Below are 25626 nucleotides of genomic sequence, written 5' to 3' on the forward strand. Positions count from 1 at the left end.
TCATGCGCGTGCCGCCGCAGCGTCCCCCGACCTTGCGGCGGCCATCCAGCACACCGGTCTGGCTCCAGATCGGCTGGCGCATCCTGCTCGTGCTGGCGCTGATCGGACTGGCGGTCGGCGTGCACTGGCTGGATCGCGACGGTCTGCGCGACAGTGCCGGCGGCGAGATCAGCCTGACCGACATTCTCTACTTCACGATGATCTCCGTCACGACGACCGGCTATGGCGATATCGTGCCGGTGACCGAGCAGGCGCGCATGTTCGATGCCTTCGTCGTCACGCCGATCCGCATTTTCGTCGTGATGATCTTTTTCGGTACGGCCTATACGTTCGTGATCCGCCGGACCTGGGACAAATGGCGCATGCGCATCATTCAAAAGACGCTGACGGATCACATCGTCGTTGCCGGATTCGGCGTGACCGGGCGGGAGGCGACGGAAGAGCTGATCGCGCGCGGCACCAAGGCGGAGCGCGTCGTCGTCGTCGATTGCGAGGCCGAAGCCTTGGCCGAGGCGGAAAGCCTCGGCTGCACCGTGCTGCAGGGCGATGCGACCCGCGACGCCACGCTCCAGGCAGTGCGCATCGCTGAAGCCGAGACGTTGTTGGTGACCGCCGGGCGCGACGACACGGCGATCCTGATCACCCTGACGGCCCGGCACCTGGCGCCTGATATCCGCATCAGCACGACCATCCGCGCCGAGGACAATGAACTGCTCGCCCGACAGGCGGGAGCGACGACCGTAGTCAATCCGGTCAGCTTCGCGGGACTGCTGCTCGCCGGATCGTGCGAAGGGACGCACACCACCGAATATCTGACCGATCTGGCCAGCGCTGCAGGGCGGGTGCAGCTGGTCGAACGCTGCATCTCCGGCCATGAAGAAGGCCGGCCACTCTCATCGCTTACCACGGGACTGGGCGTCCGGATCATCCGGGCGGGCCGCGACATCGGCTTCTGGCAGCCCGAGGCGCAGCGGCTCGAATCCGGCGATCGCGTCGTCGAGATCGTCCCGGCGGTCACTGCATGAGCCGCTATTCCGCCTTCATCAGCTACAGCCATGCGGACCAGGCGTCCGCACGCTGGCTGCACCAGGCGCTCGAAACCTTCCGTATGCCGAAGCAGCTTGTCGGCACGCCGTCGGAATTCGGACCGGTGCCGAAGAAGCTGCCGCCGGTCTTCCGCGACCGCGAAGAACTGCCGGCAAGCGGCGACCTGGGCGAGCATCTGCGCGCGGCGCTGGCCGATTCCCGGTTTCAGATCGTCCTGTGCAGTCCGCGTGCAGCCAAGTCGAAATGGGTCAATGAGGAAATCCTCACCTTCAAGCGCCTGCACGGAGAGCATCGCACGCTAGCGCTGATCCTGTCCGGCGAGCCCTATGCCGGCGGCGACACCGAGTGCTTCCCGGAAGCGTTGCGCTTCCATTTGGCGCCCGACGGATCGCTGTCCGACACGCCGGCCGAACCGATCGCGGCCGACATTCGCCCCGGCAAGGACGGCAAGCGGCTGGCGCTGCTGAAGCTGATCGCTGGCATGTCCGATGTCCGGCTGGACGGGCTGGTCCGGCGCGACGCGGCGCGCCGGCAGCGCCGCATGATGTTCATCACCGGCGCGTCACTAGCGATCATGGTCGTGACCATCGGCCTCGCGATCTATGCGGAAGGGCAACGGCGCATCGCCGTGCGCCAGCAACAGCTCGCCGACCGCAGCCTCGAGTTCCTGATCGGCACCTTCGCGATCGCCAATCCCGCGACCGACAATCCGCGGACGATCACCGCGCTGACCATCCTCAATCGCGCGAGCCGCCGGGCAGCGGACGAGTTCAGGGAAGAGCCGGCGATTTCCAGCCGGCTGCTGCGCGCGACGGGCGAGATCTATTTTAATCTCGGGCTGCCCAAGGAGGCGGAGAAGGATCTGCGCGCGGCGCTCGCCCAAACCGAGGGCATGAGCGAGGAACGCGGGCACATCCTCCTCAAGCTCGCCGCCGTCGCCTATAAGCGCGGCGACCTGAAGGCTGCGCGCAGCGCGATCGACGAGGCGGCGCGCTCCTACCCCAAGAACGCGTCCTATGCGCCCGGACTTGATGCCGAAGTGATCGAGCAGCGGGGCATGACCGAGGTTCTTGCCGGCCGCTATGCCGAGTCGGCGCGGCTGCTCGGCGAAGCAGCGACGCGCTACGCACAACTCGATGGCGATCATCGCAACGATCTCGGCCGCGTGTGGATGAGCCAGGGTCAGTCGCTGGTCCGGCTGAAGCGCTTCGCCGAGGCCGAGCGCCTCTTCGCCAAGGCCGAGCAAAGCTTTTCTGCCGCCTATGGCCGCAACCATGTGCTCACCGCGAACGCCTTTCAGAACCAGGCACTCGCCGATTTCGAGAGCGGAGATGCTGCTCGCGCCGCACAGCGGATCGCGCAGGCGGTGGCCATCTACGACCGGGTGCTGGAGGGCGATCACCCGACCGTCGCCGCCGCGCTGATCCTGCAGGGGCGCATCAAGACGGCGCAGGGCATGACGGCCGGCGCGCTCACGGCGTTCGACCGCGCGCGGGCAATCTACCGGCGTCTCTACGGTCCGCGCAACGCAGCGGTGGGCGACGCTGATTTCTACGCTGCCGAGGCCGAGGCTAAGGCCGGGAAAGTGGATGCCGCCCTGGCGCGGCTTGCACGCACCAAGTCAATCTATGACGAGAATTACGGCGCGATCGATCCCGATCAGGCCGAGTTGATGATGGTGCGCGCGCGCATCCTAGCGGCAGCAGGACGGCGCGCCGAGGCCGGCGAGAATTGCCGGGCCGGTCTTTCCATTCTGGTCAAGCTCGACCCTTCGGACCCATCTTTACCGAAAACGCGCGCTGGCTGCGCCGCCCTGGCTGCACCAAGCTGAGACAGCGGGTGTCGCTAATCTCCTATCGTTAACGCGCGTTAACGGTTATGGTAGCGGCGCTCTAAAGGGGGAGTCTTTCGTATGTATGCTTCAAATCGGCTCAGCAGCCTTGCGCGCCGTTCGCCGCTCTGGTGTGCGTCACTGGCTGCAACTTCACTGACGGCGATATTCGCCGCCCCAGCACAGGCCCAGTCACTCGGCCCGATCGTCGTGACGAATGTGCAGATCGTCAATCAACTCGGCACGAATTTCGATCCTTCGCAAACACCGACGCTGAAGACCGGTGGCAGCAAGGAGTCGGTTTATCTCGGCAATTACAACAACACCGAGTCCGAGCTGGGCCTGAACTATACGGGTACTGCCGATCTCGACAGTTTCTTCTTCCTGCACGACAATTATTGCGTGGGCAGCTGCCGCACCGGCAGCAGCACAGTAATCGCCTTCACCATCCAGAACCAGGGCGACGTCACGCAGAATGTGCGTTTCGACTCGCTGATCACGCCCGGCCACATTGCGCAGATTTATAATGGCGGGAATGCCGAGTTCAATTTCCAGGTGTTGCGGTTCAATGATGGCTTCCAGACGCTGTACAGTGCCAGCGGCGGCGTGAACTCCGACGGCATCTTCCTTTCGACTGGGAATCTGGAGTTCAGGAATCAGCGTCGCCAGACCGGCGAAAACTTCGACCTGCTCGATTGGGATACAACCGCTCTGCCGGTGGAGGTTGGGGCGCTCGCCGGGGGCCAGTCGACGACAATCTTCTATGTCGCCTCATATTTCGCCAGAACCAACTCCGCCTGCGCCGATGTGCTGGTCTGCCAGGGCGCGCAGGTCGTGTTTGGCGATCCGCGGAACAATGGCGGCACCAATCTGGCGCTGGGCGGCGACGACCTGAATGCCGAGATCGGGCGGGCGGTGGTCGGCGCGGATTATTTCGCGACCGAAGTGCCGTTCCGGTTCGTCAACAGCAACGATCCGTTCTCGTTCGAAACCCCGCCGGCGAGCCAGCCACTGGTCTACGATCCGCTTTACCGGTCGCGGCTCCAGGGGGGCGTGCCCGAACCGACAATGTGGGCCATGATGATCGGCGGCTTCGGCCTGCTCGGCAGTGCCGCGCGGCGCCGGCGCGTGAGCGTCTCCTTCGCCTAAAGGATTTTGTTCGGCCGCCGCCTGAGCGCGTAGAGCGGGTACTGGCCGAACCCCTTGGGCAGGTCGATCTTGCCGACATAGGTGGCGCTGAACTTCTCTGGCGCCGTGTTGGCCAGAAGCGCGGCAAGTGGCTGGCTGGCATAGACGCTGCCGGGCGGTGTCAGCGGCTCCACCCGTGCGGCGCGCGAAATTTCGGTGCCGTAATAGGCAGGGCGGCCCGTGATCGGATCCTCGCCGACATAGACTGGGCCGTAATGCAGGCTAACGCGCATCTGGGTCGGCCGATCGAGGCCCAGTTCCGTCGGCGACACGCTCAGTAGCGCTGCCTGCAGCGCCAGCCCTGCATCGGCGGCGGCTTCTGCCGTGCTGAACACGCCGAACACGGCATCGCCCCAGCTGTTCGTGAAATCGAGTTCCGCCTGATGGTCGACGAGAACCTGGCCGGCGATCGCCATGACGCGCGCCCAGAAAAGCGGCAATTTGGCCTCGCTGATCCGCGTATAGCCGGGAAAGTCCGCGAACAGGAGCGCCTTGAGCCGTCGCTCCGCATCGGGGGCCTTGCTGTGCTGATGCCCGGTGCCCCGGTCCACGTCCGCGGTATCGATGTGGATCGTCGCGCCGCCGGTGCGCTGCCATTGCTCGACATCATGCCCGGTTCCAGCCGGCGCGCCGGGCCGCAGGACACCGTCCCACAAGACGAGCTGCACGGCGCGCGTGCACAGATGATGCGCACGCAGCCGGGTCATACCCATCGCCACGACCGCGCCATAGCCGAACTGGACGGGGTCGCCGACATAATCGGCCAGAGTCGCGAAGCTGATGTCGGCGGCGCGATCGCGAACCGCGTAATAGCGCTTCAGCCATTCCTCGCCGGCGCGCAGCACCGAGTTGGCGATGAAGTCGCTCTCGCGAAACGGGAAGACGAGGTTGAGCGTAGCCCCCCGCGCGAGCAGGCGTTCCGCAATCAGGATGTCGGCGCCGGCCGCGAGCGCCCCATAGCCGAAGCCGATGTTCGCCCGCTCCAGCTCCCGATCGATCGCGTCAGCCAGCCGGGCTTCCTTTTCGGCATCCGCCTTGAAAATGTGACCGGCAAAGCTGGCGACCGCGGGCGGGGTCAGCCGTTCGATGACGGAAGCGAGCTTGTGTCCCTGCCCGCTATGCTCGGCGAGCATCTGGAACTGCCGCAAGGTGGACGACCGCGCCCCAACATTGGCCCCGGGCAAGCTGAGCGCACGCTCGATCGCACCGACCGCTTCGGCCTCGCGGCCGAGAACAATCAATGCCTCCGCCTGCGTTGCGGCGCCATAATAGTCCGTCGGATCCGCAACCGAAGGAGCCTCCAGCGCGCGCAGGGCGAACTGCGCGCCACGCTCCCTGTCCCCGGCGAGCAGGTTCAGCGTGGCGGCGTTGATCGCGGGGAAGGGGTCGCGACTGCGCAGATAGACGTCGGCATAGGCCTCGGCTGCGCGCTTCAGGATCGCATAGCCGCCGCCATCCTGTAATGCGTGGTCCTTCAGGAGCCGGGCGCCGAGTGCCTGACTGTCGACATCCTTTGCGGTGGAGAGACCGCTCAACTCATAGAGGCGCATCGCCTGCTCGGTCTCGCCCATCCGCGCCATGGCGAGCACCGCGATATAGGCGAGCTCGGGAGAGGAGCCGCTCGCACCTTCCGGTCGGGCCAGATCATAAGCCGACAGCAAGTCGCCGCGCTCGATCGCCGCGCGCGCGCGCTCGACGAGACTGGCCGGCACCGCTCCTAGCATCGATCGAGAACGCCCCTGCCCGCCATTGAGAGGACCTTTGAGCCGTTCGGATGGAGCTTGGCAACCTCGCCACTGGCAAAAGCGCGGCCGACGCACTATGTGGCGCGCCTTCCCAATGGCTACCACACTCCCCACCCCGCCCAAGGTCGGCATGGTTTCGCTCGGCTGTCCGAAGAACCTCGTCGACAGCGAGCGCATCCTGACCAAGCTCCGGTCGGACGGCTATCAGATGTCCGCCGATTATGCGGGCGCGGACGTGGTGCTGGTCAACACCTGCGGCTTCCTCGACAGCGCCAAGGAAGAGAGCCTGGAAGCCATCGGTGAAGCGATTGCCGAGAATGGTCGCGTCATCGTCACCGGCTGCATGGGGAAGGAAGCGGAAGTGATCCGCGCGCGCTTCCCGCAGGTGCTCGCGGTGACCGGCGCGCATCAATATGAGCAGGTGGTCGATGCGGTGCACGAGGCTGCGCCGCCGATCCCCTCGCCGTTCCTCGACCTCGTGCCGGAAGCCGGCCTCAAGCTCACGCCGCGGCACTACAGTTATCTGAAGATTTCGGAGGGCTGCAATCATCGCTGCGCCTTCTGCATCATCCCGTCGCTGCGCGGCGATCTCGCGAGCCGGCGCCCGGACGCGATCCTGCGGGAGGCGGAGAAGCTGATCGCCGCGGGCACGCGCGAGCTGCTGGTGATCAGCCAGGATACGTCGGCCTATGGCATCGATCTGCGCCACGCGGAGTATAACTGGAAAGGCGCTCCGGTCCGCGCCCACATGACCGATCTCGCGCGCGAGCTCGGCAAGCTCGGCGCCTGGGTGCGGCTCCACTATGTCTATCCTTACCCCCATGTTGAACAGGTCATCCCGCTGATGGCCGAGGGGCTGGTCACGCCCTATCTCGACATCCCGTTTCAGCACGCCGCCCCCAAGGTGCTGAAGGCGATGAAGCGCCCGGCGAACGACGCCAAGGTGCTGGAGCGGATCAAGGCGTGGCGCAGCATCTGCCCGGACCTCGCAATTCGGTCGAGCTTCGTCGTCGGCTTCCCCGGCGAGACCGAGGCGGACTTTCAATATCTGCTCGACTGGCTCGACGAAGCACAGCTCGACCGCGTCGGCGCCTTCCGCTTCGAGCCGGTTGAAGGCGCCGCCGCCAATGGGCTGCCCGACCATGTGCCGGAAGAAGTGAAGGAAGAGCGCTTCGCCCGCATCATGGCACGGACGGCAGCGATCAGCGCCGCGCGACTGCAGGCGAAGGTCGGCCGCACGCTTCCCGTCATCATCGATGAAGTGGACGAAGAGGGCGGTGCCACCGGCCGCTCGCAGGCCGATGCGCCGGAAATCGACGGCGCTGTACTGCTGCGCGACGCGGGCCACCTGTCCCAAGGCGATATCGTGTCGGTGCTGATCGAAGACGCCGACGAGCATGACCTGTTCGGGGTGCCGCTCGTCGCGCGCTGAGCCTTTCCCAGGCTGGCACCGGCGGTTATGGCTGAAGCAAACCAGTCGAGAGGAGCCGCACCATGACCCAGCCCTATGTCCGTCCGGACGTGCAGATGTTCCTCGGCTTTCTGAACAATCTGCCCGGCCCCAAAATGCACGAGCTCAGCGCGCCGGACGCACGCGCGCAAATGGTCGCCATGAAGGAGGTGGCCGATCCCCCCGCGGGCGAGCTCGCCGTCAAGCGCGACCTGAGATGCGGCGACATTCCCGTGCGCCTCTACGATGCCCGCGAGCGGCGGCAGCCGGGTCCGGCGCTGGTCTTCTTTCACGGCGGCGGGTTCGTAATCGGCGATCTGGAGACGCATGACAGTTTCTGCGCGGAAGCCGCGCGCGTACTCGACCTGCCGGTAATCGCCGTCGACTATCGGTTGGCCCCGGAGCACCCCTTTCCCGCCGCACCCGAGGATTGCGAGGCGGCGGCGCGATGGGTGGCGAGCAGTCCGGCGGAACTCGGCCTCAAGGTAACCAGCCTCGTGCTGGCGGGCGACAGCGCCGGCGGCAATCTGACGATCGTCGTCTCGCAGCGGCTGCGCGACGAGCCCGCGCAGGTACCGGTGATCGTGCAATGGCCGATCTATCCGGCCGTCGACGACGTCACCAAATACCAATCCTATCACGATTTCGGAGACGGCTATCTGCTGACCCGGGACGGCATGAAGTATTTCTTCGACGCCTATCGCGCGACCGAAGACGATGTGCGCACCGCGCCGATCCTGCACCGCCATGAAGGCACGCCGCCGACGCTGCTGATCACGGCGAGTCTCGATCCCCTCCGCGACCAGGGCCGGGCCTATGCGGCGGAGTTGGTCCGCGCGGGCGTGCCGACCGTATATCGCGAGGCAATCGGGAACATCCACGGCTTCATCACCCTGCGCAAGGCGATCCCGTCCAGCGTCGGCGATGTCGCGGCCTGCTTTCGCATCCTGAAGGACATGATCCTCGAAGCGGAAGGCGAGCTGACCATGGCGATCGCGGCGCGCGGCGCGGATACGGTGGCGGCCGCGGCGGAGTGAGCGACCTCCCCTATCGCCCCGCCGTCGGCGTGATGTTGCTCAACACGGACAACAGGGTATTCGTCGGCCAGCGGCTCGATAATGCCCTCGATGCCTGGCAGATGCCGCAGGGCGGCACCGATCCGGGCGAGAGCCCCGAACAGGCGGCGCTGCGAGAGCTGGAAGAAGAAACCGGCATTGCCCGGGAGCTGGTCCAGATCGTCGGCCGGGCATCGCGCGAACTCGATTACGACCTGCCGCCTGAACTCCAGGGCAAGATCTGGGGCGGCCGCTATCGCGGACAGCGCCAGACCTGGTTCCTGTGCCGCTTCCTCGGCCGTGACGAGGATGTGCAGATCGAGACCGCCGAGCCGGAGTTCCGCGCCTGGAAATGGGCGGAGCCGAGCGAGCTGCCAGCGATGATTGTGCCGTTCAAACAGGCACTTTACCGCGCGGTGCTCGACGAGTTCGCCGAGCACCTGTCGCGCTAGAGTATCGCCGGCTCAGGCGGGCCTTTCGGCGGCGCCTGGCCGATCCTCTCCAGGACCTACTCCGCCGGTGTGGCCGCCGTCTCGGATGAGCCGTTGCGGGCTGTCGCCTTCGACATCGTAGTGCCGAACAACGCCGGACGCTCGGATGCGCTGGCCTGCAGGGCGGCGCTTTCCATCACCTCCATCTCGGCCTCTTCCGCCGCCTTCAGGCGCCGGTAAGTCGCCAGTGCCTGGCCGACCACCTGGTCCATATTGTAGTAGCGATAGGTGGCGAGCCGGCCGACGAAGATCACGTTCGGCTCGGCCAGCGCCAGCGCCTCGTAGCGCTTGAACAGCGCCTGGTTTTCCGGCCGCGGGATCGGATAATAGGGATCGCCCTCGGCGCTTGGATATTCATAGGTGATGCTGGTCTTCGGCGCTTCCTGGCCGGTCAGATACTTATACTCGGTGATCCGGGTATAGGGCACGTCCTCGCTCGGATAGTTCACCACAGCGACGGGCTGGAACACCTCGGTGTCGATCGTCTCGTGCTGGAAACGCAGCGACCGATAAGGCAGCTTGCCGTAGCGATAGCCGAAATATTCGTCGATCGGGCCGGTGAACACGAGCTTGTCGTAACTCACCTCGCGAGCGACATCCTCCCATTCGACGCCCAACCTCAGCTCGATGTTCGGGTGGTCGAGCATGCTGGCGAACATCGCCGTGAATCCGTTCAACGGCATCGCCTGGAAGCTGTCGGTGAAATAGCGGTCGTCGGTGTTGGTGCGGGTCGGTACGCGGCTGGTGACCGACTTGTCGAGCTCCGACGGGTCCATGCCCCATTGCTTGCGCGTATAGCCCTGGAAGAAGAGCTGGTAGAGTTCGGTCCCTACCTTCGAAACGACGACATCGGCCGAGGTCTTGATCTCGTCGACCGGTTCGGCGCGGCTCTCCAGATAGGCCTCCGCCTCTTCGTCCGTCTGCAAGTTCAGCCCGTAGAGCATGTTAAGCGTGGTGCGGTTGATCGGCATCGGCACGAGCTTGTCGCGCACATTGGCCAGCACCTTGTGCTCATAGGGCCGCCATTTGGTGAAGCGCGACAGGTAGGAGAAAATCTCTTCCGAGTTGGTGTGGAAGATGTGCGGACCATAGAGGTGGTAGAGAATGCCATCCTCGTTCGGCAGATCGTACGCATTGCCGGCGATGTGCGGACGACGGTCGATGACCAGCACCTTCTTGCCGGCATCGCGCGCCAGCCGCTCGGCCATGACCGAGCCGGCGAAGCCCGCGCCGACGACCAGCACGTCATAGTGCGGCTTCTGATTGTCAGCGGTGGTGGAAACCTTCCGCTCTTCCGCCGCCTCGACGATCAGCGCCTTCATCTGCGCCGCAGTCTCGTCCCACGACATGGTCGAGAGCACCGCATCCACCGGCCGCAGCCAGTCGCGCTCGTCCTTCAGCGCCAGCGCACGCTCGCAGCCCGCGACGAAATCCTTGGCGTTGCTGGCGATCTGCACCGCATCGAGCTCGCCATAATGGCGGATCACATCCTTGATCGGCGTCGACACAACTGGCCGGCCGGCAGCCAGATATTCCGGCGTCTTGGTCGGCGAGATGAAGCGCGTCGCCTCGTTGATCGCGAACGGCATCATCGCGACGTCCCAGCCGGACAGATAGGCGGGGAGTTCCTGATAGTCCTTGCCGCCCAGGTAAGCGATGTTCGGCAGGCGCGGCAGATCCGCCTCGCTGATCTTCACCACCGGGCCGACCATGATGAAGCTCCAGTCCGGCCGCGCCTCCGCCGCCGCCTGCAGCAGGTCGAGATCGACGCGCTCGTCGATCACGCCGTAAAAGCCGAAGCGCGGGTGCGGCAGCTGCGCCTGGTCGGCGGGGTCCGCCTGCGCCGAGCGCCCTTGGCTGAAATGCCGGACGTCGACGCTCGACGGGAAGGCATGCACGTTCAGGTGCCGCTCGCGCTTGGCTTCATAGAGGCTATAGCCGCCGGTGAAGACGACATCGGCGGCCTTGAGCAGCTCTTCCTCGAGCGGCAGCAGCTCGGGGGGCGCGAACTTGAAGTTCTTCAGCTCGTCCATGCAGTCATAGACGGTGCATTCGGCCTGCAGATGCCGCGAAAAGGGCAGCATCATCGGCGTGTAATACCAGCGCACCAGCGGGCCCGAGCGCGTAGCCATCAGCTCGTCGAGCAGGCGGCGCAGCTGCTTGCCGTGCAGGTCCCCTTGTTCCGGGTTGAGGTGCGGCACGGCGACGGTGACGCCTGACTTGGCGCAGATCGAGAGGTCGAGCGAAGGCTCGGCGCCGGCGTCGAACACCGGCTCTTCCCAGATGATCACATGGTGATCGCGGGCGAACCGGCTCATCAGATGCTGGGGCCGCTGGAACACGAAATTCCAGCGCAGATGCGAAAAGCACAGAAGGGTAGGCTTGGAAGACGATCCGCCGGAGAAAGCCTGACGCTCGCGGCGACGGTGAGATCCAGTGTTCATAGCGCTCCTTCGGTCGCCAGCTCCCCCGCGGCGCACGCCAGGACGGCGGCGCATCTGTCGTTCATCGGCTGGCAAGCCGTAAAAGCGCCGAAACAGCGACTTAGTTCCGTTTGGCGCACTCCATTCGTCGCGGCGACGAAACGAATTTAACGCAGGTTAGCGAAGCGTCCGCTACTCCAGGCCCAGGAGTCAGCGATCCAACCTGACCGGTCTGACCTTCGCGCCGGGCAGGTTGCGACTAAGACTGTTGCGGTGCAGCATAGTCCATTGCAGGCATTCGAGATGGCTGTCGAAGTGCGCGAAGTTGCTACGGCTCGCGCAATAGCCGATCTCGTCGACCATGAAGCGAGCACCGCGCCGGCAGCCTGCGCGCCGGGCCAGCCCCGCTCCGGTGCGACGATGGCCGCGATCCAATGCTCGCAGCCAGGATCCAGCCGGTCGATGTCGCGGCGATTCATCGCGTGCGGTGCGGCTGCCGCAGCGACAAGCACCGCGGCAGCCGGAGTCCTCAAGCGGCGCGGCCCAGCCGCTCGGCGCAGGTCAGATCGAACCGATCGGCATTCATCACCTTGGTCCAGGCCCTGACGAAGTCCGCCACGAACTTCTCCGCGCCGCCCTTTTCGGCATAGACTTCGCACACCGCGCGCAGCTCCGCATTCGACCCGAAGATCAGATCGGCGCGGGTCGCCCGCCAGGTTTCGCCACCGCTGGCGCGGTCAGTCGCGATATATTCCTCGTCGTTCGACCCGTCGACGGCACTCCACACATTGGTCATGTCGAGCAGGTTGACGAAAAAGTCGTTGGTCAGCTGGCCCGAACGTTTGGTGAGGTGGCCATGGCCGCGCTCTCCATGATTGGCGCCGAGCACGCGCAGACCACCGATCAGCACCACCATTTCTGGCACCGAAAGGCCGAGCAGGCTGGCGCGATCGAGCATCATTTCCTCGGTCTTCACCGCGAGCTTCTTCTTGCCAACATAGTTGCGGAAAGCGTCCGCCTCCGGCTCCAGCGGAGCGAAGCTGTTAGCGTCGGTCCACTCCTGGGTCGCATCGCCTCGGCCGCCGATGAAGGGAACGGTGGCGCTGCCGCCGCCATCCTTGATCGCCTTTTCCAGCGCCACCACGCCGCCGAGCACGATCGCGTCGGCCATGCTGAGATTGCCGCGCAACCCGTCCAGCGTGTCGAGCACCTTGGCGAGCATCTCCGGCTCATTGACCTCCCAATCCTTTTGCGGAGCGAGGCGGATGCGTGCGCCATTGGCGCCGCCGCGATGATCGGACTTGCGATACGTCGAAGCCGAGGCCCAGGCCGTCTTGATGAGCTGACTGACGGTCAGGCCGCTCGCCGCAATCTTCTGCTTAACGGCCTGCACATCGGCATCGGAAGGCATTGTGCCGGCGGGGATCGGGTCCTGCCAGATCAGGTCTTCGGCGGGAACTTCCGGCCCGAGATAGCGAATCTTAGGGCCCATGTCGCGGTGAGTCAGCTTGAACCAGGCGCGAGCGAATGCGTCCTTGAACGCTTCGTGATCGTTGCGGAATTTCTCGCTGATCGCGCGGAATTCCGGGTCCAATTTCAGCGCCATGTCGGCCGTGGTCATCATCGTCGGCACCTTCAGGTTCGGATCCCAGGCCGCCGGAGCCTTGTCCTCTTCCTTCTGGTTGATCGGCTGCCATTGCTTTGCGCCCGCCGGGCTCGTCACCAGCTCATAATCATAGTCGAGCAGCAGGCGGAAATAGTTCTCGGTCCATTCCTTGGGCGTGTTGGTCCAGGACCCTTCGATACCGCTGGTGACAGTATGCTCGCCGCGGCCGCTTTCATTCTGGCTGACCCAGCCAAAGCCCTGCGCGGCGAGGTCGGCTCCGGCCGGAGCAGCGCCGAGCTTCGACGGATCGCCATTGCCGTGCGCCTTGCCGAACGTGTGGCCGCCGGCCGTCAGGGCGACCGTCTCCTCGGCGTTCATCGCCATGCGGGAGAAGGTCTCCTTCATGTCGCGCGCCATGCCCTTGTCGTTATGCGGATCGCCCTGCGGGCCTTCCGGATTGACGTAGATCAGGCCCATCTGGATCGCGGCGAGCGGCCCTTCGAGCTCGTGCATCCCGTGCTCCGGCGCGATGCGCGTCTGCACGCCCTGGTTGACCCACTTGTCTTCCGAGCCCCAGTAGATGTCGCGCTCAGGCTCGAATACGTCGGCGCGACCGCCGCCGAAGCCGAACACCGGCCCGCCCATGCTCTCGATCGCGACATTTCCGGCCAGGATGAAGAGGTCCGCCCAAGAGATGTTCTTGCCGTATTTCTGCTTGATCGGCCACAGCAGGCGCCGCGCCTTGTCGAGATTGCCGTTGTCCGGCCATGAATCGAGCGGCGCGAAGCGCTGCTGGCCGCTATTGGCGCCGCCACGACCGTCGGCCGTGCGATAGGTTCCCGCCGCGTGCCAAGCCATGCGGATGAAGAAGGGGCCATAATGCCCATAATCCGCCGGCCACCAGGGCTGGCTGTCGGTCATCAGCGCGACGAGATCGGCCTTCAGCGCCTGATAGTCGAGCGCCTTAAATGCTTCGGCATAGTCGAAGTCGGCGCCATGCGGGTTGGTCGGCCCATTGGGATTGAGGATTTCCGTGGCCAGCATTTCCGGCCACCAGTCCTTGTTGGTGCGGCCGAGCAGGGCACGAAGGGCTACCGCCGGCTGTTTGCTAGGATCGTTGAGGGGGCTGGTGCTGGTGACTGCGTCCATGATCACGACTCCTCTCTTGCCGTTTGCAGAAAAGTCTAATTGCGTCCGCACCGGCGGCGAAACGACAATGTTTGATCACGCAGAAGCGGAATTTCGATCAGCCACCCGCCGGGCTGAGATGGGACCAGACGTGCGAGATCACCACCGACCCTTCGCCCACCGATGACGCGACCCGCTTGACCGATCCGGCGCGCACGTCACCGACAGCGAAGATGCCCGGTTCGGATGTGGCATAGGGCGACGCTGCCCCGGCCGCCGCTCCGGTGAGCACGAAACCCTGATTGTCGAGGGATACGAGGCCGCTCAGCCAGTCCGTATTGGGTGCCGCGCCGACCATCACGAACAGGGCGCGCGTGGAGACTTCGCGCTCCTCCCCGGTGTCGCGGTTGCGGATCGTGACCGCGTCCAGCTGCTCGTTTCCGTGGAGCGCGGTGACCTCCGCGCAATATTCGATGGTGATCGCCGGATCGGCCTCGAGCCGGCTCGACAGATAGGTGGACATCGAGTCGGCGAGCGACCGTCCGCGCACCAGCAAGCGCACCGCCTGCGCCGAGCGGCTCAGATACATCGCTGCCTGCCCGGCCGAATTGCCGCCGCCGATAATGATCGCCTCGGTGCCGCGGCAGTGGCGCGACTCCATCTCGGTCGCGGCATAATAGACGCCGGCGCCCTCGAACTCGGCCAGTCGCGGGATCGGCAGGCGGCGATATTGCACACCGGTCGCCACGACCACGGCCGAGGCGCGGAGCTGCTCGCCGCCGTCGAGCGTCGCGCAGAAATCACCTCCGTCGAGTTTCTCTAGGCCTATCACGCGCCGTGGCAAAACAAAGCGCGTGCCAAACTTCATCGCTTGGATTTCGCCGCGCCAGACAAGATCGGCGCCGGAAATCCCCGTCGGAAAGCCGAGATAATTCTCGATGCGGCTGGAAGTGCCCGCCTGGCCGCCAATCGCCAGATCCTCCACCACCAGCGCGCAGAGACCCTCCGCGCCGGCATAGACACCCGCCGCCACGCCCGCCGGTCCGCCGCCCACGATCAGCACGTCGAACACGCATTCGGTGCAGAGATCGCGGTGGAGGCCGAGCAGCCGCGCCACCTTGTCCGGGGTTGGCTCCTCGATAACGATGTCGCGGCCGAAAATGGCAGCGGGCCGCCCCTGTTCGGCATTGCAGCTGGTCGCGAGCTCGGCGGCTTCCGGGCTGCCAAGCGGCACGGACGTGTAGGGTATGCGATTGCGACTGGCGAACTCCGCGACAGCGCGGACATTGCGGTCCGCCTCCTCCCCGATCAAGCGCAGGCTGCTGTCGTGCATCTCCAGCTGTCGTCGACGTCGCGCCGACAAGACGGTGATGATGATGTCCGACATCTCCGGGATTTGCGACATCAGCGCGAGCATCTGCTCGCGCGGCACTTCGATCACCCGACTGTCCTTGGCGGCCCGCATCGGCAGCGACCAGGCGCCGCCGTTCAGCAAGGAGATTTCGGCCATGAACTGCGTGGGCCCGAGCGAGGTCGGCAGGTGCCGCTCGCCGGTGAAGGGATTGACCACCTCGATCTCGCCCTCTTCGAGATAGGTGAAGCGATCGGCGAGCTGGCCTGGCTGCGCGAGGAAGGCGCCCGCCGGATAGGTGGCCTCGCGCCCTACGGCCCGCAGCGCCTCGACATGAGCCGGTGCCAGCGGCGTGCGCACCATCTCGCGCAGGTCGGGACCGATTGATTCCATTTACCCTCCTTTACGCCCCGGATCGGCAACGCGTGGGGCAAAAGAAGACGGCGCCGGATTGCTCCGGCGCCGTTCTGGTGATCGCTTAGGCGCCTTGCGGTGCCGGGTCAGAAAAGGGTCCCGGCTTTTTGGGCTTGGTCTTCGGGATTGAGGTTCCGCTGGCAGCGATCGGGACGACCCTGCCCTTGTTGCGGTCCTCGCGGCCGATATCCTCGCCCTTGATGGCGCGCTTGGACTCTTCGCCGGTCAGCGTCTCATATTCGAGCAGGGCTTCGGCGAGGCGATGCAGTTCGTCGAGATTGTCGGTCAGCACCTGACGCGCGGTCGCTTCTGCTTCCTCGATGATGCGGCGCACTTCCTGGTCGATCAGCCGCGCCGTCTCTTCCGAGACATTCTGCGAGCGCGCGACCGAGTGGCCGAGAAACACCTCGTCCTGATTGTCGCGGTAGCGCAGCCAGCCAAGCTTCTCGCTCATGCCATATTCCATGACCATGGCGCGCGCCATGTCGGTCGCCTGCTGGATGTCGTTCGACGCGCCGGTGTTGAGCTCGTCCTTGCCGTAGATCAGCTGCTCGGCGATGCGGCCGCCGAAGCAAAGCGCGAGCCGTGCCTTCATCTGCTTCATCGACATCGAATAACGGTCGCGCTCCGGCAGGTTCCAGGTCACGCCCAGAGCACGGCCGCGCGGGATGATCGTGACCTTGTGGAGCGGATCGCAACCTGGAACGTGGAGCGAGACGAGCGCGTGGCCGGCCTCGTGATAGGCAGTCGCCTTCTTCTCGTCCTCGGTCATGACCATGGACTTCCTTTCGGCGCCCATCATGACCTTGTCCTTGGCCTCTTCGAAGTCGCGCATCGAGACCAGGCGCTTGCCCTTGCGCGCGGCAAGGAGTGCGGCTTCGTTGGCGAGGTTCGCGAGATCGGCACCCGAGAAGCCCGGCGTGCCGCGCGCGATCGTGCGCGGATCGACGTCGGGCGCCAGCGGCAATTTCTTGGTGTGGACGGCGAGTATCTTCTCGCGACCTTCGATGTCCGGGCGCGGGACGACGACTTGGCGATCGAAGCGGCCGGGACGCAGCAGCGCCGGGTCGAGCACGTCCGGCCGGTTGGTCGCGGCGACGATGATGATGCCTTCGTTCGCCTCGAAGCCGTCCATCTCGACCAGCAGCTGGTTCAGCGTCTGCTCGCGTTCGTCATTGCCGTTGCCCAGCCCCGCCCCGCGATGGCGGCCGACCGCATCGATCTCATCGATGAACACGATGCAGGGCGCGTTCTTCTTCGCCTGTTCGAACATATCGCGGACACGGCTGGCGCCGACGCCGACGAACATCTCGACGAAGTCCGAACCCGAGATGGTGAAGAAGGGCACGCCTGCCTCGCCCGCAATGGCGCGAGCGAGCAGGGTCTTGCCGGTGCCGGGCGAGCCGACGAGCAAGGCGCCCTTCGGGATCTTGCCGCCGAGCCGCGCGAACTTGGTCGGGTCCTTCAGGAAATCCACGATCTCCTGCAGTTCCTCGCGTGCCTCGTCGATGCCGGCAACGTCATCGAAAGTGACGCGGCCATGCTTCTCGGTCAGCATCTTGGCCTTGGACTTGCCGAAGCCCATCGCGCCCGAACCGGCATTCTTCTGCATCTGGCGGATCACGAAGAACGCGACGCCCAGGATCAGCAGGAAAGGCAGCGACTGGTAGAGCAGGATCATCCAGAAGCTCGGCTCTTCCTTCGCCTGCGCTGAGAATTTCACGCCCTTGGAGATCAGGCGATCGATCAGGCGCGGATCGTCCGGTGCCTGGGTGCGGAAGGTCGAATCGTTGGTGAAGCTACCGCTGACGATATTGTCGGCGATGGCCACTTCCTTGACCTGCCCCTCATCGACGCGCTGCAGGAACTCCGAATAGGGAATACCCTCCCCGCCCACGGTGCGGGTCTTCGAATCGAACAGCGACACGAACAGCACCAGTGCGAGCACCACCCCGAGCCAGATCAACAAGCTCTTCATCCAGGGATTGGGGGCGTTCGGATCCTTCTTGTCGTTCATCGCGCTCGAATCTTTCGGGGATTGGACCCGGCCAACATAGGTGCGGAGGGGTTAACCGACAATGGCGCGCCTTCGATGTCAGTGATCGCCCCGGCGCGGTGGGGCGCGGGAGAATGTCCAGCGGGGGCCCGGCGTCGCCTTCACGCTCCCGAGGGTGGCGGCGCGGCCCCCGTGCAGCGCGGCGGTCAGGCGGGCGAGTTCGGGACCACGCGGTGCCTCACCGAAGCGCGCGAAGATGCGGCGCATAAGACGGCGGAGCAGTTCGGGCGGAAGGCCGGCCGGATCGAGGCTCGCTTCTTCCCCTCTCGCTTCAGCTCGCTCCGCCTCCAGCCGGTCTACAGTCCATTCCAGCGCCGCTTCCGCTTCGGCCAGATGCGTTGCGCTGTGCGCCAGCCGCGCCGGATTGAGCCATGGCGTCTCGGCCAGCAACGCACGCGCGGCGGTACGGTCGTAACGCGGATCGCTATTGGATGGATCACGCACCGGCATGAGCCCTGCGGCGGCGACGATCGCCTCCAACTCCGCCTTGCGATAGCGGATCAGCGGTCGGACCAGCGTCACGCCCCCGCCCAGCGCCCGCTCCGAACGGATGCCCGCGAGCCCTCCCAGCCCAGCCCCCCGCGCCAGCCGCATCAGCAAAGTCTCGGCTTGATCATCGGCGTGATGAGCGGTCGCGAGCCGCGTCAGTCCATGCGCCCGGCACCATTCCCCCAACGCCGCATACCGTGCCTCCCGCGCTTCGGCCTGGTTGGTGCCGGGCGGAAGCGAGAGGGTGAGGATGTCATGCGCAATAGACCGCGCTGCGCAAATAGCGGCGACTTGCTTGGCTTCGCCGCGCGCCTCTGGTCGCAGGCCATGATCGACAGTCGCCGCTCGGACGGGGCCTTCGGCAGAGGCGAGAAGAAGCATGGCGAGCGAGTCGGGGCCGCCCGAAATTGAAAGTCCGATCATGCGCCCATGTTAGGAGATTAGACGCCAAGTTAGAGCCAGAATCGATCAAGCTCCTCTTGACGTGCCGCCTCCTCCCCATGCGCGGAGTTGCGAAGGAACACAGGAAAGGAAGCTTCACTAAATATCAGCGCACCCGCACCTCGAACAATGCCGGCCAGTTCTTGCCAGTGACGAACAGGCGGTCGCCCTTCGCATCATAGGCGATGCCGTTGGCGACATCGTCGTAGCCGCGATTGGGCACGCGCGCGGAGATAGATGACAGGTCGATCCACCCCTTCACGCGCCCGCTTGCCGGATCGATGCGGGCGATACGGTCGGTCATCCAGATGTTGGCGAGGATTTCGCCCTTCACCCATTCCAGCTCGTTCAGCCGAGCGACGCGCTGGCCATTGGCGGTGACGGTGATCCGCCGCTTCTCCTTCAGCGTGTCCGGAGCGAGGAAGCGGAGCTGCGGCGTGCCGTCGCTCATGATGATCTCGCGACCATTCTGCGTCAGTGCCCAGCCCTCGCCCGGATAGCGCCACTCGCCGAGCTTCTTCAGCGTGGCCTTGTCCCAGATGAAGCCGCGGCCATGCTGCCAGGTCAGGCTGATCAGCCTGTTGCCCCAGTTGACCAGTCCTTCGCCGAAATAGGGCGGCGGCACCACCGCCTGACGCACGACCCGTCCATCTTCGAGCCGCACCTGGCGGACGGACGAGCGCCCCTCGATCCCCGTGCTCTCATAGATGCGCCCGTCGGTGAACAGCAGCCCTTCGGTAAAGGCCCCGCGATCATGCGGATAGGCACGGACGATCTGCGCGCGCTGCACCGGAATGGCTGGCTGCGAGGCGCCAAGCAGCAGCAGCGCGGCGAATGCCGACAACCGCTTCATGCCACGGCCTCCTTGATCCAATCGGGCATGATCGGTTGCCCCCAAGCTAGCGTCGCGGCATCCTCGACCCGCAATCGGGCGACGGCGAGACCCAGATCGGGGTACCAGATCTGTGCCGCCTCGCCAGGATCGCGATCCGTCTGGACGACGAACAGCCGCCGGTTGACTTTCTGCCGCCAGTTCATCCGCGCGGTATTCTCCTGCCCGACATAGCAGCCCTTGGCGAAGCTGACTCCATTCAGCTCCGCCGCGTTGCATTCCAGCCAGAGATTGGCGCCGTCGCCGAGTTCCGCCCGGCCCTCGGTCACGCCCATCCCCAGCCGATGCTCACGCCAGCCCTTGGCCGGCTCAGCCGGAGGAGCGAGCCAGCGGCGGCCCAGTCCCGGCAGACGCGGATCGGTGGAGCCCTCAGCTCCGTCCGCACGCCAATGCACGGCCAAGCCGGCATCCCGCTCGATCGCGATCGCCCGCCGCAGCCGATACATGCTGAGCCGCCGCGACAGCGCGTCCGCCGCCTCTGCTTCGCAGTCGACCAGAATGTCGTCGCCGTCCGCCCAGAGGACGAAGTCGAACAGTGCCTTGCCCTGCGGGCTCAGCAGCCCGGCCCAGACCGGCAGCGCGCCTGACACATCGTTCGTCACCAATCCCTGGAGGAAGCCGCACACATCCTCTCCACTCAGGCGGATCAGGGCGCGATCGGTAAGGGTGGTTCCGGCCATGCCCCTCAGTTAAGGGCTCGGCCATGGAAACTGAAGCTCCGATGCGCCTGACCATCCGCCGTCCCGACGATTGGCACGTGCATCTTCGCGACGGCGCGATGCTGAACGCCGTCGCGCCCTACACCGCGCGCCAGTTCGCCCGCGCGATCGTGATGCCGAACCTGGTGCCGCCGGTGACCACCGCCGAAGCCGCGGCCGCCTATCGCGAGCGCATAATCGCGGCGACAGGTGCAGACTTTGAGCCGCTGATGACCTGCTATCTGGCCGATGACGCCGCGCCCGACGAGCTGGCGCGCGGCCATGCCGAAGGCGTGTGGGTCGCGGCCAAGCTCTACCCGGCGCACGCGACGACCAACTCGGCCCACGGGGTCACCGACGTACGCAACATCTACCCCGCACTGGAAGCGATGCAGCGGATCGGCATGCCGCTGCTCGTCCACGGCGAAGTGACGGATCCGGAGGTGGACATCTTCGACCGCGAAGCCGTGTTCATCGAGCGCACGATGACCGGCCTTGTCCGCGACTTTGCCGAACTGAAGATCGTCTTCGAGCACATCACCACGGCCGAGGCGGCGCAGTTCGTCGCCGATGCCGGTCCGCTGGTCGGTGCCACGATCACGCCGCAACATCTCCACATCAACCGGAACGCGATCTTTGCAGGCGGCATCAACCCGCACGCCTACTGCCTGCCGGTGGCAAAGCGCGAGCAGCACCGGCTTGCCATCCGTGCCGCCGCGGTGTCCGGCTCGCCCAAATTCTTCCTCGGTACGGACAGCGCGCCGCATGCCATCGACCGCAAGGAAGCGGCATGCGGCTGCGCCGGCATCTTCAACGCGCCCTATGCGCTGGAGAGCTATGTTGCCGTCTTCGAAGAGGAAGGCGCGCTCGACCGTTTCGAGGCGTTCGCCAGCGAAAATGGACCGCGCTTCTACGGCCTGCCGTTCAACGAAGGCACGGTGACGCTGGAGCAGACGGCGGTGCAGGTGCCTGAGCGGATCGGCGATGTGGTTCCGTTCCACGCGGGTGAAACGCTGCGGTGGAGCTTGGTCGGCTAGCTCCTCCCCGGTACGGGGAGGGGGACCGCGCGTAGCGTGGTGGAGGGGTGGCGTGGCAAAGCCACGCCGTCGGTCGGCCGCTTCCGCGCCGCCGGTCGGCCTTGCGCGAGTCCGCGCGCTTGTTTCGCGCACGGCCGCTCTGCGGCTAGAACGGCAGCCAGTTCTGCTTTTCGCTGAACTTCATATAGCCGACATTGGCGCCGAGCCGCACGCCCGCGCCCATGCGGATCGGGATCAGCACCACGTCACCCGCGCGCATATAGCTGGCGGTCAGCCCGCCCACGAAATAGGCATTGCCCTCGCCCGCCGGGAAACGCTGATAAAGGTCATGCGAGTCCAGCAGGTTGTAGACGAGTACGAAGGTGCTGCCGGCATTGCCGCCCGCATCGAAGCCGACCGACGGCCCGGTCCAATAAACCGGACGCTGCCCTTCGACCTTGTGCGTCAGCGTGCCGGACCCGTACCGCAGGCCAACCACGAACGCGCCGCTCGCCTCGCGCCCGGTGATATAGCCGCTCGGCTCGCCCTGATCCTTCAGGATCTTCTCGATCAGCTGGGCGAGGCCCTTGGCACCCTTGCCGAACACGCCTTCGGCCGCGCCGATCAGATCGTCCTTCTTGTAGGTGCCGTTGGCCGGAGCAGTGCTCGCCACCGCCGCGGGAGCCTGTTCGGTCGGCTGCATCGGGGCAGGCGCAGGGGCCGTGTCGCCATAATAGACGGCGCCGTTCTGGCCCGAAGGTGTTGTCGCCGGCGCGGTGGGCGCGGGCCCCAGATCGGCGTCGATCACCGTGTTCGGATCGACCGACTGCACTTGCGCAGAGGCCGGCACCGCCAGCGCCGCCGCTCCCAGCACCCAAGCCCGCATGCTTCCGCCCATATCCCCGCCCTTCTATCTCGCTGAATCCCTAGCGTGAATCCTGGGCGCCGAACAATGAACCCGCGATGGACGGAATCGAAATCGCGCCGGAACGAATCGCCGAACCGCCGTTGATCGCCGCCAAAGCCCCTGCTATCGCCCCGCACGCGCCGCATCCGGAGACGTGGGTGAGTGGCTGAAACCAGCGGTTTGCTAAACCGCCGTACGGGGATTACTCGTACCGAGGGTTCGAATCCCTCCGTCTCCGCCACCTTTGCTTCCACAAGCAGCCGCATTCTTCCGTAAAAGTCCCGGATTTCTGCGGATTTCTCGTCCGCAAGCGCCCCTTAGGATCCGTTGCGAACCGCCAGCATCCACGCTAAATTGTGGGCCGCAGTGTGGGCTTGGCGAACGAGTGTGGGCCAGAACCGCTCCAGTATTGTGGGCCAGGAGGCATCATGGGCAACCTGACGGCAAACGAGATCAAGTCCTTTCTGGCGAAAGGCTCGGGCACGTATCAGGACGGTGATGGGCTGCTTTTGCGTGTCACCGGCGTGGGTGTGGGCCAATGGAAGCTACGCATCCAGCACGAGGGAAAACGGCGCGATATAGGCCTCGGAAGCGCGAAACTGGTCTCTCTGGCGAGCGCGCGAGCGAAGGCAGCCGAGGCGCGCAAGGCGATTCGCGAGGATGGGCGCGACCTCCTCGCCGAGAAGCGCGAGGCGAAGGCGGCGGCGGTCACCTTCCGCGAGGCTGCGCTCGCGCTGCACGAAGCGCGCCAGCATCAATGGGCCAACGGCAAGCATAGCGGCCAATGGATCGCCACGCTCGAAACATACGCCTTCCCTTTGCTCGGCACGAAGCCGGTGGGCAATGTCTCGGCCGGCGACATTATTGCTGCCATCGCCGGGGTGTGGACGGCTAAGCCGGAAACAGGCCGCAGAGTGCGCCAGCGTATTTGCGCGGTTCTCGACTACGCCCACGCACGCGGCTGGAGGTCCACGGAAGCGCCCGCGCGGTCACTGGCGGCGGGCAAAGGCCTGCCCAAGCAACCTCACGGTCGAAACCATACGGCCATGCCTTACGACGAGCTGCCCATGTTCCTGACGCGGCTTCGGGCGAGTGGCGGAGTGTGGGGTCGCCTGGCGCTGGAGTTCACGATCCTCACGGCCGCGCGGAGCCAGGAGGTGCGGCTGGCGAAATGGGACGAATTCGACACCAAGAACGCCGTGTGGACCGTTCCGGCCGCGCACATGAAGATGAAGCGCGAGCATGTCGTGCCGCTTTCACCGCAAGCGCTGGCCGTGCTGAAAAGCGCGATGGCCGTGCGGCTCGACGGGACTGATTTGGTTTTCCCTGGCACCAACGGCCCAATGTCCGACATGACCCTGCTCGCCGTGCTGCGCAGGATGAAGGAACCGGTGACCGTGCACGGCTTCCGCTCCACGTTCCGCACATGGGTTGCGGAGAAGACCGACTTCCCCGGCGAAGTGGCGGAAGCCGCACTCGCGCACCAGAACCCAAACGAGGTCGAGCGCGCCTATCAACGCGGCGCTATGCTGGAGAAACGGCGCAAGCTGATGGAGGCTTGGGGTGCTTATTGCGAGGCCGGCTCTGAAAAGGTGCGCCCCAACAAGCAGCGCAGGGGTGAACCAGTGTCTGCCTAGCGGCTTGAACGTAATCAGGATCGCCAACGGCGAAGCACATCGCGCACATACGCCGGCGTCTCGCCGTTCAACGGAATCCCGCCGGCGCGTTCGACCGCCCCTGGACCGGCATTGTAGGCGGCAAGCGCCATGTGCACCGTCCCGAAGCGGTCCAGCATTTGCCGGAGATATCGGGCAGCGCCGGCAAGATTCGCCAGCGGGTCGAAACGATTGGAAACACCCAGATCCTTTGCCGTGCCCGGCATCAACTGCCCTAGCCCGGCAGCGCCCACCCTGCTGATAGCGAAGGGATTGTAGCGGGATTCTGTCCAGATCAGCGCGTCCAGCAGCCCCGTGGGCAAACCGTATTTGGCTTCAGCAGCATAGACATGGGGAAGGTATGCTGCGCGACGAAAGCCGTTCGGCCCGGAGAGCCCCGCTGTTTTTCCGCTGGCCAGCCGGTCGGTTCCTTTGGAGCCGACCGTGACTGGCGTTTGCCCCGATTTCTGCACGGCAACCGCGGAGGGCTCTTCCCAGACCCCATGCTCCACAAGCTGGAAGCCGTCGGCCGTCTGCGCCAAGCGATAGCCTTGGTGTCTTTCATCAATGGCGGCATCCACAGGGACAGCGGGCGCGGATGCTTGGCCGTGCGCCAGCACCGGCGCCGCCGCCACCACGCCGAGGGCGATCGATACAACTCGCAGGCTCATGTCCCGATTCCTTGTCTGGTCGAATCGAGCGAGAACATATAGAGAACATAGGTTGTAGGAAAACGCATCAGCGCGGGCGCGGAGAGGAGGCAGCGCTGAGCAGGCATGCCGAACGGAGAAACCATGCCCCAAAGCCATCCACTGGAGCGTCTCGAGCGCCGCGCGCGGGAGATCGTCGACAGCCTTGGCGGAACATGGCGTCGCAACCGCGGGATGTGCCGTTGCCCCGCCCATGATGATCGCACCCCGTCCCTGAGCGTGAGCCTCGGCCGGAGCGCCATTCTGTTCCACTGCTTTGCCGGCTGCTCGAACGGCGAGGTCATTGCGGCCCTCGGCCTCCGTGGCGTCCGCGCCCGCGAGCTCTTCGATGGCTCGGGCGAGCCATTGTCCGAGGCGCCTCGCACGGAAACCCCTGACCCCAATGCCTGCCGGCTCTGGCGCGGAGGCGATGTACTCAGGGGAAGCCCGGCCGAGGTTTACCTGCTGAAGCGGCGGCTGACGCAATTTTCATCCGATTTGCGTTTCCACTCCAGGACCCCGCTCGGGCCGCGCGGCTCGGTCCGGTTCCTGCCCGCGATGCTGGCAGCCGTCCGCACTGACCTCGGCGTCATCGCGGTTCATCGGACCTTTCTCGACCCGTTGACGGGCCGCCTGGCCGGTTTCGAGCGACCCAAGCGGGCGCTGGGAAGCCTGCAAAACGGGGCGGTGCGCCTTGCCGCGCCACGTCGAGGGCGCCTCGGTTTGGCTGAGGGAATCGAGACGGCACTGTCGGCGATGCAGCTCTTTGGGGTGCCGTGCTGGGCAACTCTCGGCAACGAGCGCTTCGGGCTCGTCACCATCCCGGAGAGCGTGCGCGAGCTTCATCTCTTCGTCGATAACGACCCGGGCGGAGACCTGGCCGAGGAGCGCGCCCGCGAAGCCTACGCCTGCGACGGTCGTCGGACCATCGCCACGCGGCCGACGAACCTCAACGAGGACTGGAATGACGTCCTGATGAGGATGGCACTGGCCGCGAGCTGATTGGGCCAGAGGAGAGGACGCTCAGGCTCCGGCGAGGCTGCAGGTTCGTGAG

The 25626-nt window shown here is 65.5% G+C and carries 20 protein-coding genes and 1 tRNA gene; 10 read left to right on the forward strand and 11 right to left on the reverse strand.

Annotated elements, in window-relative coordinates:
- Nucleotides 1-2: 2 nt before the first annotated feature.
- The 3 genes from HJG53_RS05305 to HJG53_RS05315 all read left to right on the forward strand — a co-directional run bounded on the left by HJG53_RS05305 (nucleotide 3) and on the right by HJG53_RS05315 (nucleotide 4027).
- On the forward strand, nucleotides 3-1025 hold the full coding sequence (locus tag HJG53_RS05305) for a TrkA family potassium uptake protein (protein ID WP_171128349.1): 1023 nt from the start codon (nucleotides 3-5) through the stop codon (nucleotides 1023-1025).
- The gene (locus HJG53_RS05310; protein WP_171128351.1) at nucleotides 1022-2878 is read left to right on the forward strand and encodes a toll/interleukin-1 receptor domain-containing protein; all 1857 of its coding nucleotides are present in this window, start codon (nucleotides 1022-1024) and stop codon (nucleotides 2876-2878) included. The genes HJG53_RS05305 and HJG53_RS05310 overlap by 4 nt, the downstream gene beginning before the upstream one ends.
- Before the next feature lie 81 nt (nucleotides 2879-2959).
- Nucleotides 2960-4027 carry a PEPxxWA-CTERM sorting domain-containing protein gene (locus HJG53_RS05315; protein WP_171128353.1) on the forward strand — a complete coding sequence of 356 codons (1068 nt, stop codon included), beginning with the start codon at nucleotides 2960-2962 and terminating at the stop codon, nucleotides 4025-4027.
- On the opposite strand, the gene HJG53_RS19075 is transcribed toward HJG53_RS05315, so the two are convergent.
- A complete protein-coding gene (locus HJG53_RS19075; RefSeq protein WP_171128355.1) occupies nucleotides 4024-5778 on the reverse strand; it encodes a tetratricopeptide repeat-containing protein in 1755 nt (584 codons plus the stop codon). The two genes, HJG53_RS05315 and HJG53_RS19075, sit on opposite strands and share 4 nt — an antisense overlap.
- 127 nt (nucleotides 5779-5905) lie before the next feature.
- Here HJG53_RS19075 and rimO point away from each other — a divergent pair, with 127 nt between their 5' ends.
- The 3 genes from rimO to HJG53_RS05335 all read left to right on the forward strand — a co-directional run bounded on the left by rimO (nucleotide 5906) and on the right by HJG53_RS05335 (nucleotide 8768).
- A complete protein-coding gene (gene rimO / locus HJG53_RS05325) occupies nucleotides 5906-7243 on the forward strand; it encodes a 30S ribosomal protein S12 methylthiotransferase RimO (protein WP_171128357.1) in 1338 nt (445 codons plus the stop codon).
- A gap of 62 nt (nucleotides 7244-7305) precedes the next feature.
- On the forward strand, nucleotides 7306-8298 hold the full coding sequence (locus HJG53_RS05330) for an alpha/beta hydrolase (protein WP_171128359.1): 993 nt from the start codon (nucleotides 7306-7308) through the stop codon (nucleotides 8296-8298).
- Nucleotides 8295-8768: an RNA pyrophosphohydrolase gene (locus HJG53_RS05335; protein ID WP_171128361.1), complete on the forward strand. Its 474-nt coding sequence runs from the start codon at nucleotides 8295-8297 to the stop codon at nucleotides 8766-8768. The genes HJG53_RS05330 and HJG53_RS05335 overlap by 4 nt, the downstream gene beginning before the upstream one ends.
- 56 nt (nucleotides 8769-8824) lie before the next feature.
- Here the strand turns inward: HJG53_RS05335 and glf are convergent, their stop codons facing one another.
- The 8 genes from glf to HJG53_RS05375 all read right to left on the reverse strand — a co-directional run bounded on the left by glf (nucleotide 8825) and on the right by HJG53_RS05375 (nucleotide 20287).
- The gene (gene glf, locus HJG53_RS05340; protein ID WP_171129617.1) at nucleotides 8825-11125 is read right to left on the reverse strand and encodes a UDP-galactopyranose mutase; all 2301 of its coding nucleotides are present in this window, start codon (nucleotides 11123-11125) and stop codon (nucleotides 8825-8827) included.
- A gap of 315 nt (nucleotides 11126-11440) precedes the next feature.
- Nucleotides 11441-11593: a hypothetical protein gene (locus tag HJG53_RS05345; protein WP_171128363.1), complete on the reverse strand. Its 153-nt coding sequence runs from the start codon at nucleotides 11591-11593 to the stop codon at nucleotides 11441-11443.
- Between the two features lie 166 nt (nucleotides 11594-11759).
- Nucleotides 11760-13985: a catalase/peroxidase HPI gene (gene katG, locus HJG53_RS05350; RefSeq protein ID WP_171128364.1), complete on the reverse strand. Its 2226-nt coding sequence runs from the start codon at nucleotides 13983-13985 to the stop codon at nucleotides 11760-11762.
- A gap of 97 nt (nucleotides 13986-14082) precedes the next feature.
- Nucleotides 14083-15708, reverse strand: coding sequence for a cyclic nucleotide-binding domain-containing thioredoxin-disulfide reductase (locus tag HJG53_RS05355; RefSeq protein ID WP_171128366.1), 1626 nt, complete (start codon nucleotides 15706-15708; stop codon nucleotides 14083-14085).
- Between the two features lie 85 nt (nucleotides 15709-15793).
- Nucleotides 15794-17746, reverse strand: coding sequence for an ATP-dependent zinc metalloprotease FtsH (gene ftsH, locus HJG53_RS05360; RefSeq protein ID WP_171128368.1), 1953 nt, complete (start codon nucleotides 17744-17746; stop codon nucleotides 15794-15796).
- Nucleotides 17747-17824: 78 nt separating this feature from the next.
- On the reverse strand, nucleotides 17825-18697 hold the full coding sequence (gene tilS / locus HJG53_RS05365) for a tRNA lysidine(34) synthetase TilS (protein WP_217352661.1): 873 nt from the start codon (nucleotides 18695-18697) through the stop codon (nucleotides 17825-17827).
- 124 nt (nucleotides 18698-18821) lie between these two features.
- Nucleotides 18822-19568, reverse strand: coding sequence for a glutaminyl-peptide cyclotransferase (locus HJG53_RS05370; RefSeq protein WP_171128370.1), 747 nt, complete (start codon nucleotides 19566-19568; stop codon nucleotides 18822-18824).
- A complete protein-coding gene (locus HJG53_RS05375; RefSeq protein WP_171128372.1) occupies nucleotides 19565-20287 on the reverse strand; it encodes a folate-binding protein YgfZ in 723 nt (240 codons plus the stop codon). The genes HJG53_RS05370 and HJG53_RS05375 overlap by 4 nt, the downstream gene beginning before the upstream one ends.
- Before the next feature lie 23 nt (nucleotides 20288-20310).
- Here HJG53_RS05375 and pyrC point away from each other — a divergent pair, with 23 nt between their 5' ends.
- Nucleotides 20311-21342, forward strand: a complete 1032-nt coding sequence (pyrC, locus tag HJG53_RS05380; protein ID WP_171128374.1) for a dihydroorotase — start codon at nucleotides 20311-20313, stop codon at nucleotides 21340-21342.
- 145 nt (nucleotides 21343-21487) lie between these two features.
- Here pyrC and HJG53_RS05385 read toward each other — a convergent pair whose 3' ends face one another.
- Nucleotides 21488-22207, reverse strand: coding sequence for a DUF1134 domain-containing protein (locus HJG53_RS05385; RefSeq protein ID WP_254447565.1), 720 nt, complete (start codon nucleotides 22205-22207; stop codon nucleotides 21488-21490).
- Nucleotides 22208-22376: 169 nt separating this feature from the next.
- Here HJG53_RS05385 and HJG53_RS05390 point away from each other — a divergent pair.
- A tRNA-Ser gene (locus tag HJG53_RS05390) sits at nucleotides 22377-22469 on the forward strand.
- A 187-nt stretch (nucleotides 22470-22656) separates the two neighbouring features.
- Complete coding sequence (locus tag HJG53_RS05395; RefSeq protein WP_171128378.1) at nucleotides 22657-23865, forward strand: site-specific integrase; 1209 nt, start codon at nucleotides 22657-22659, stop codon at nucleotides 23863-23865.
- Between the two features lie 14 nt (nucleotides 23866-23879).
- Here HJG53_RS05395 and HJG53_RS05400 read toward each other — a convergent pair whose 3' ends face one another.
- The gene (locus HJG53_RS05400; protein ID WP_171128380.1) at nucleotides 23880-24554 is read right to left on the reverse strand and encodes a lytic transglycosylase domain-containing protein; all 675 of its coding nucleotides are present in this window, start codon (nucleotides 24552-24554) and stop codon (nucleotides 23880-23882) included.
- A gap of 123 nt (nucleotides 24555-24677) precedes the next feature.
- On the opposite strand from HJG53_RS05400, the gene HJG53_RS05405 reads away from it, so the two are divergent.
- A complete protein-coding gene (locus HJG53_RS05405) occupies nucleotides 24678-25574 on the forward strand; it encodes a toprim domain-containing protein (protein ID WP_171129621.1) in 897 nt (298 codons plus the stop codon).
- Nucleotides 25575-25626 lie beyond the last annotated feature (52 nt).

This window comes from Sphingomonas sp. ID1715, assembly GCF_013044515.1.
Taxonomy (GTDB): Bacteria; Pseudomonadota; Alphaproteobacteria; order Sphingomonadales; family Sphingomonadaceae; genus Sphingomonas_B.

Bases quoted from the DNA above. Each gene is read 5' to 3' on its own strand.
- HJG53_RS05305 (WP_171128349.1), top strand. From the start codon at position 3: ATGCGCGTGCCGCCGCAGCGTCCCCCGACCTTGCGGCGGCCATCCAGC.
- HJG53_RS05310 (WP_171128351.1), top strand. From the start codon at position 1,022: ATGAGCCGCTATTCCGCCTTCATCAGCTACAGCCATGCGGACCAGGCG.
- HJG53_RS05315 (WP_171128353.1), top strand. From the start codon at position 2,960: ATGTATGCTTCAAATCGGCTCAGCAGCCTTGCGCGCCGTTCGCCGCTC.
- rimO (WP_171128357.1), top strand. From the start codon at position 5,906: ATGGCTACCACACTCCCCACCCCGCCCAAGGTCGGCATGGTTTCGCTC.
- HJG53_RS05330 (WP_171128359.1), top strand. From the start codon at position 7,306: ATGACCCAGCCCTATGTCCGTCCGGACGTGCAGATGTTCCTCGGCTTT.
- glf (WP_171129617.1), bottom strand. From the start codon at position 11,125: ATGAGCCGGTTCGCCCGCGATCACCATGTGATCATCTGGGAAGAGCCG.
- HJG53_RS05345 (WP_171128363.1), bottom strand. From the start codon at position 11,593: ATGGTCGACGAGATCGGCTATTGCGCGAGCCGTAGCAACTTCGCGCAC.
- katG (WP_171128364.1), bottom strand. From the start codon at position 13,985: ATGGACGCAGTCACCAGCACCAGCCCCCTCAACGATCCTAGCAAACAG.
- HJG53_RS05355 (WP_171128366.1), bottom strand. From the start codon at position 15,708: ATGGAATCAATCGGTCCCGACCTGCGCGAGATGGTGCGCACGCCGCTG.
- ftsH (WP_171128368.1), bottom strand. From the start codon at position 17,746: ATGAACGACAAGAAGGATCCGAACGCCCCCAATCCCTGGATGAAGAGC.
- tilS (WP_217352661.1), bottom strand. From the start codon at position 18,697: ATGATCGGACTTTCAATTTCGGGCGGCCCCGACTCGCTCGCCATGCTT.
- HJG53_RS05370 (WP_171128370.1), bottom strand. From the start codon at position 19,568: ATGAAGCGGTTGTCGGCATTCGCCGCGCTGCTGCTGCTTGGCGCCTCG.
- HJG53_RS05375 (WP_171128372.1), bottom strand. From the start codon at position 20,287: ATGGCCGGAACCACCCTTACCGATCGCGCCCTGATCCGCCTGAGTGGA.
- pyrC (WP_171128374.1), top strand. From the start codon at position 20,311: ATGGAAACTGAAGCTCCGATGCGCCTGACCATCCGCCGTCCCGACGAT.
- HJG53_RS05385 (WP_254447565.1), bottom strand. From the start codon at position 22,207: ATGCGGGCTTGGGTGCTGGGAGCGGCGGCGCTGGCGGTGCCGGCCTCT.
- HJG53_RS05395 (WP_171128378.1), top strand. From the start codon at position 22,657: ATGGGCAACCTGACGGCAAACGAGATCAAGTCCTTTCTGGCGAAAGGC.
- HJG53_RS05400 (WP_171128380.1), bottom strand. From the start codon at position 24,554: ATGAGCCTGCGAGTTGTATCGATCGCCCTCGGCGTGGTGGCGGCGGCG.
- HJG53_RS05405 (WP_171129621.1), top strand. From the start codon at position 24,678: ATGCCCCAAAGCCATCCACTGGAGCGTCTCGAGCGCCGCGCGCGGGAG.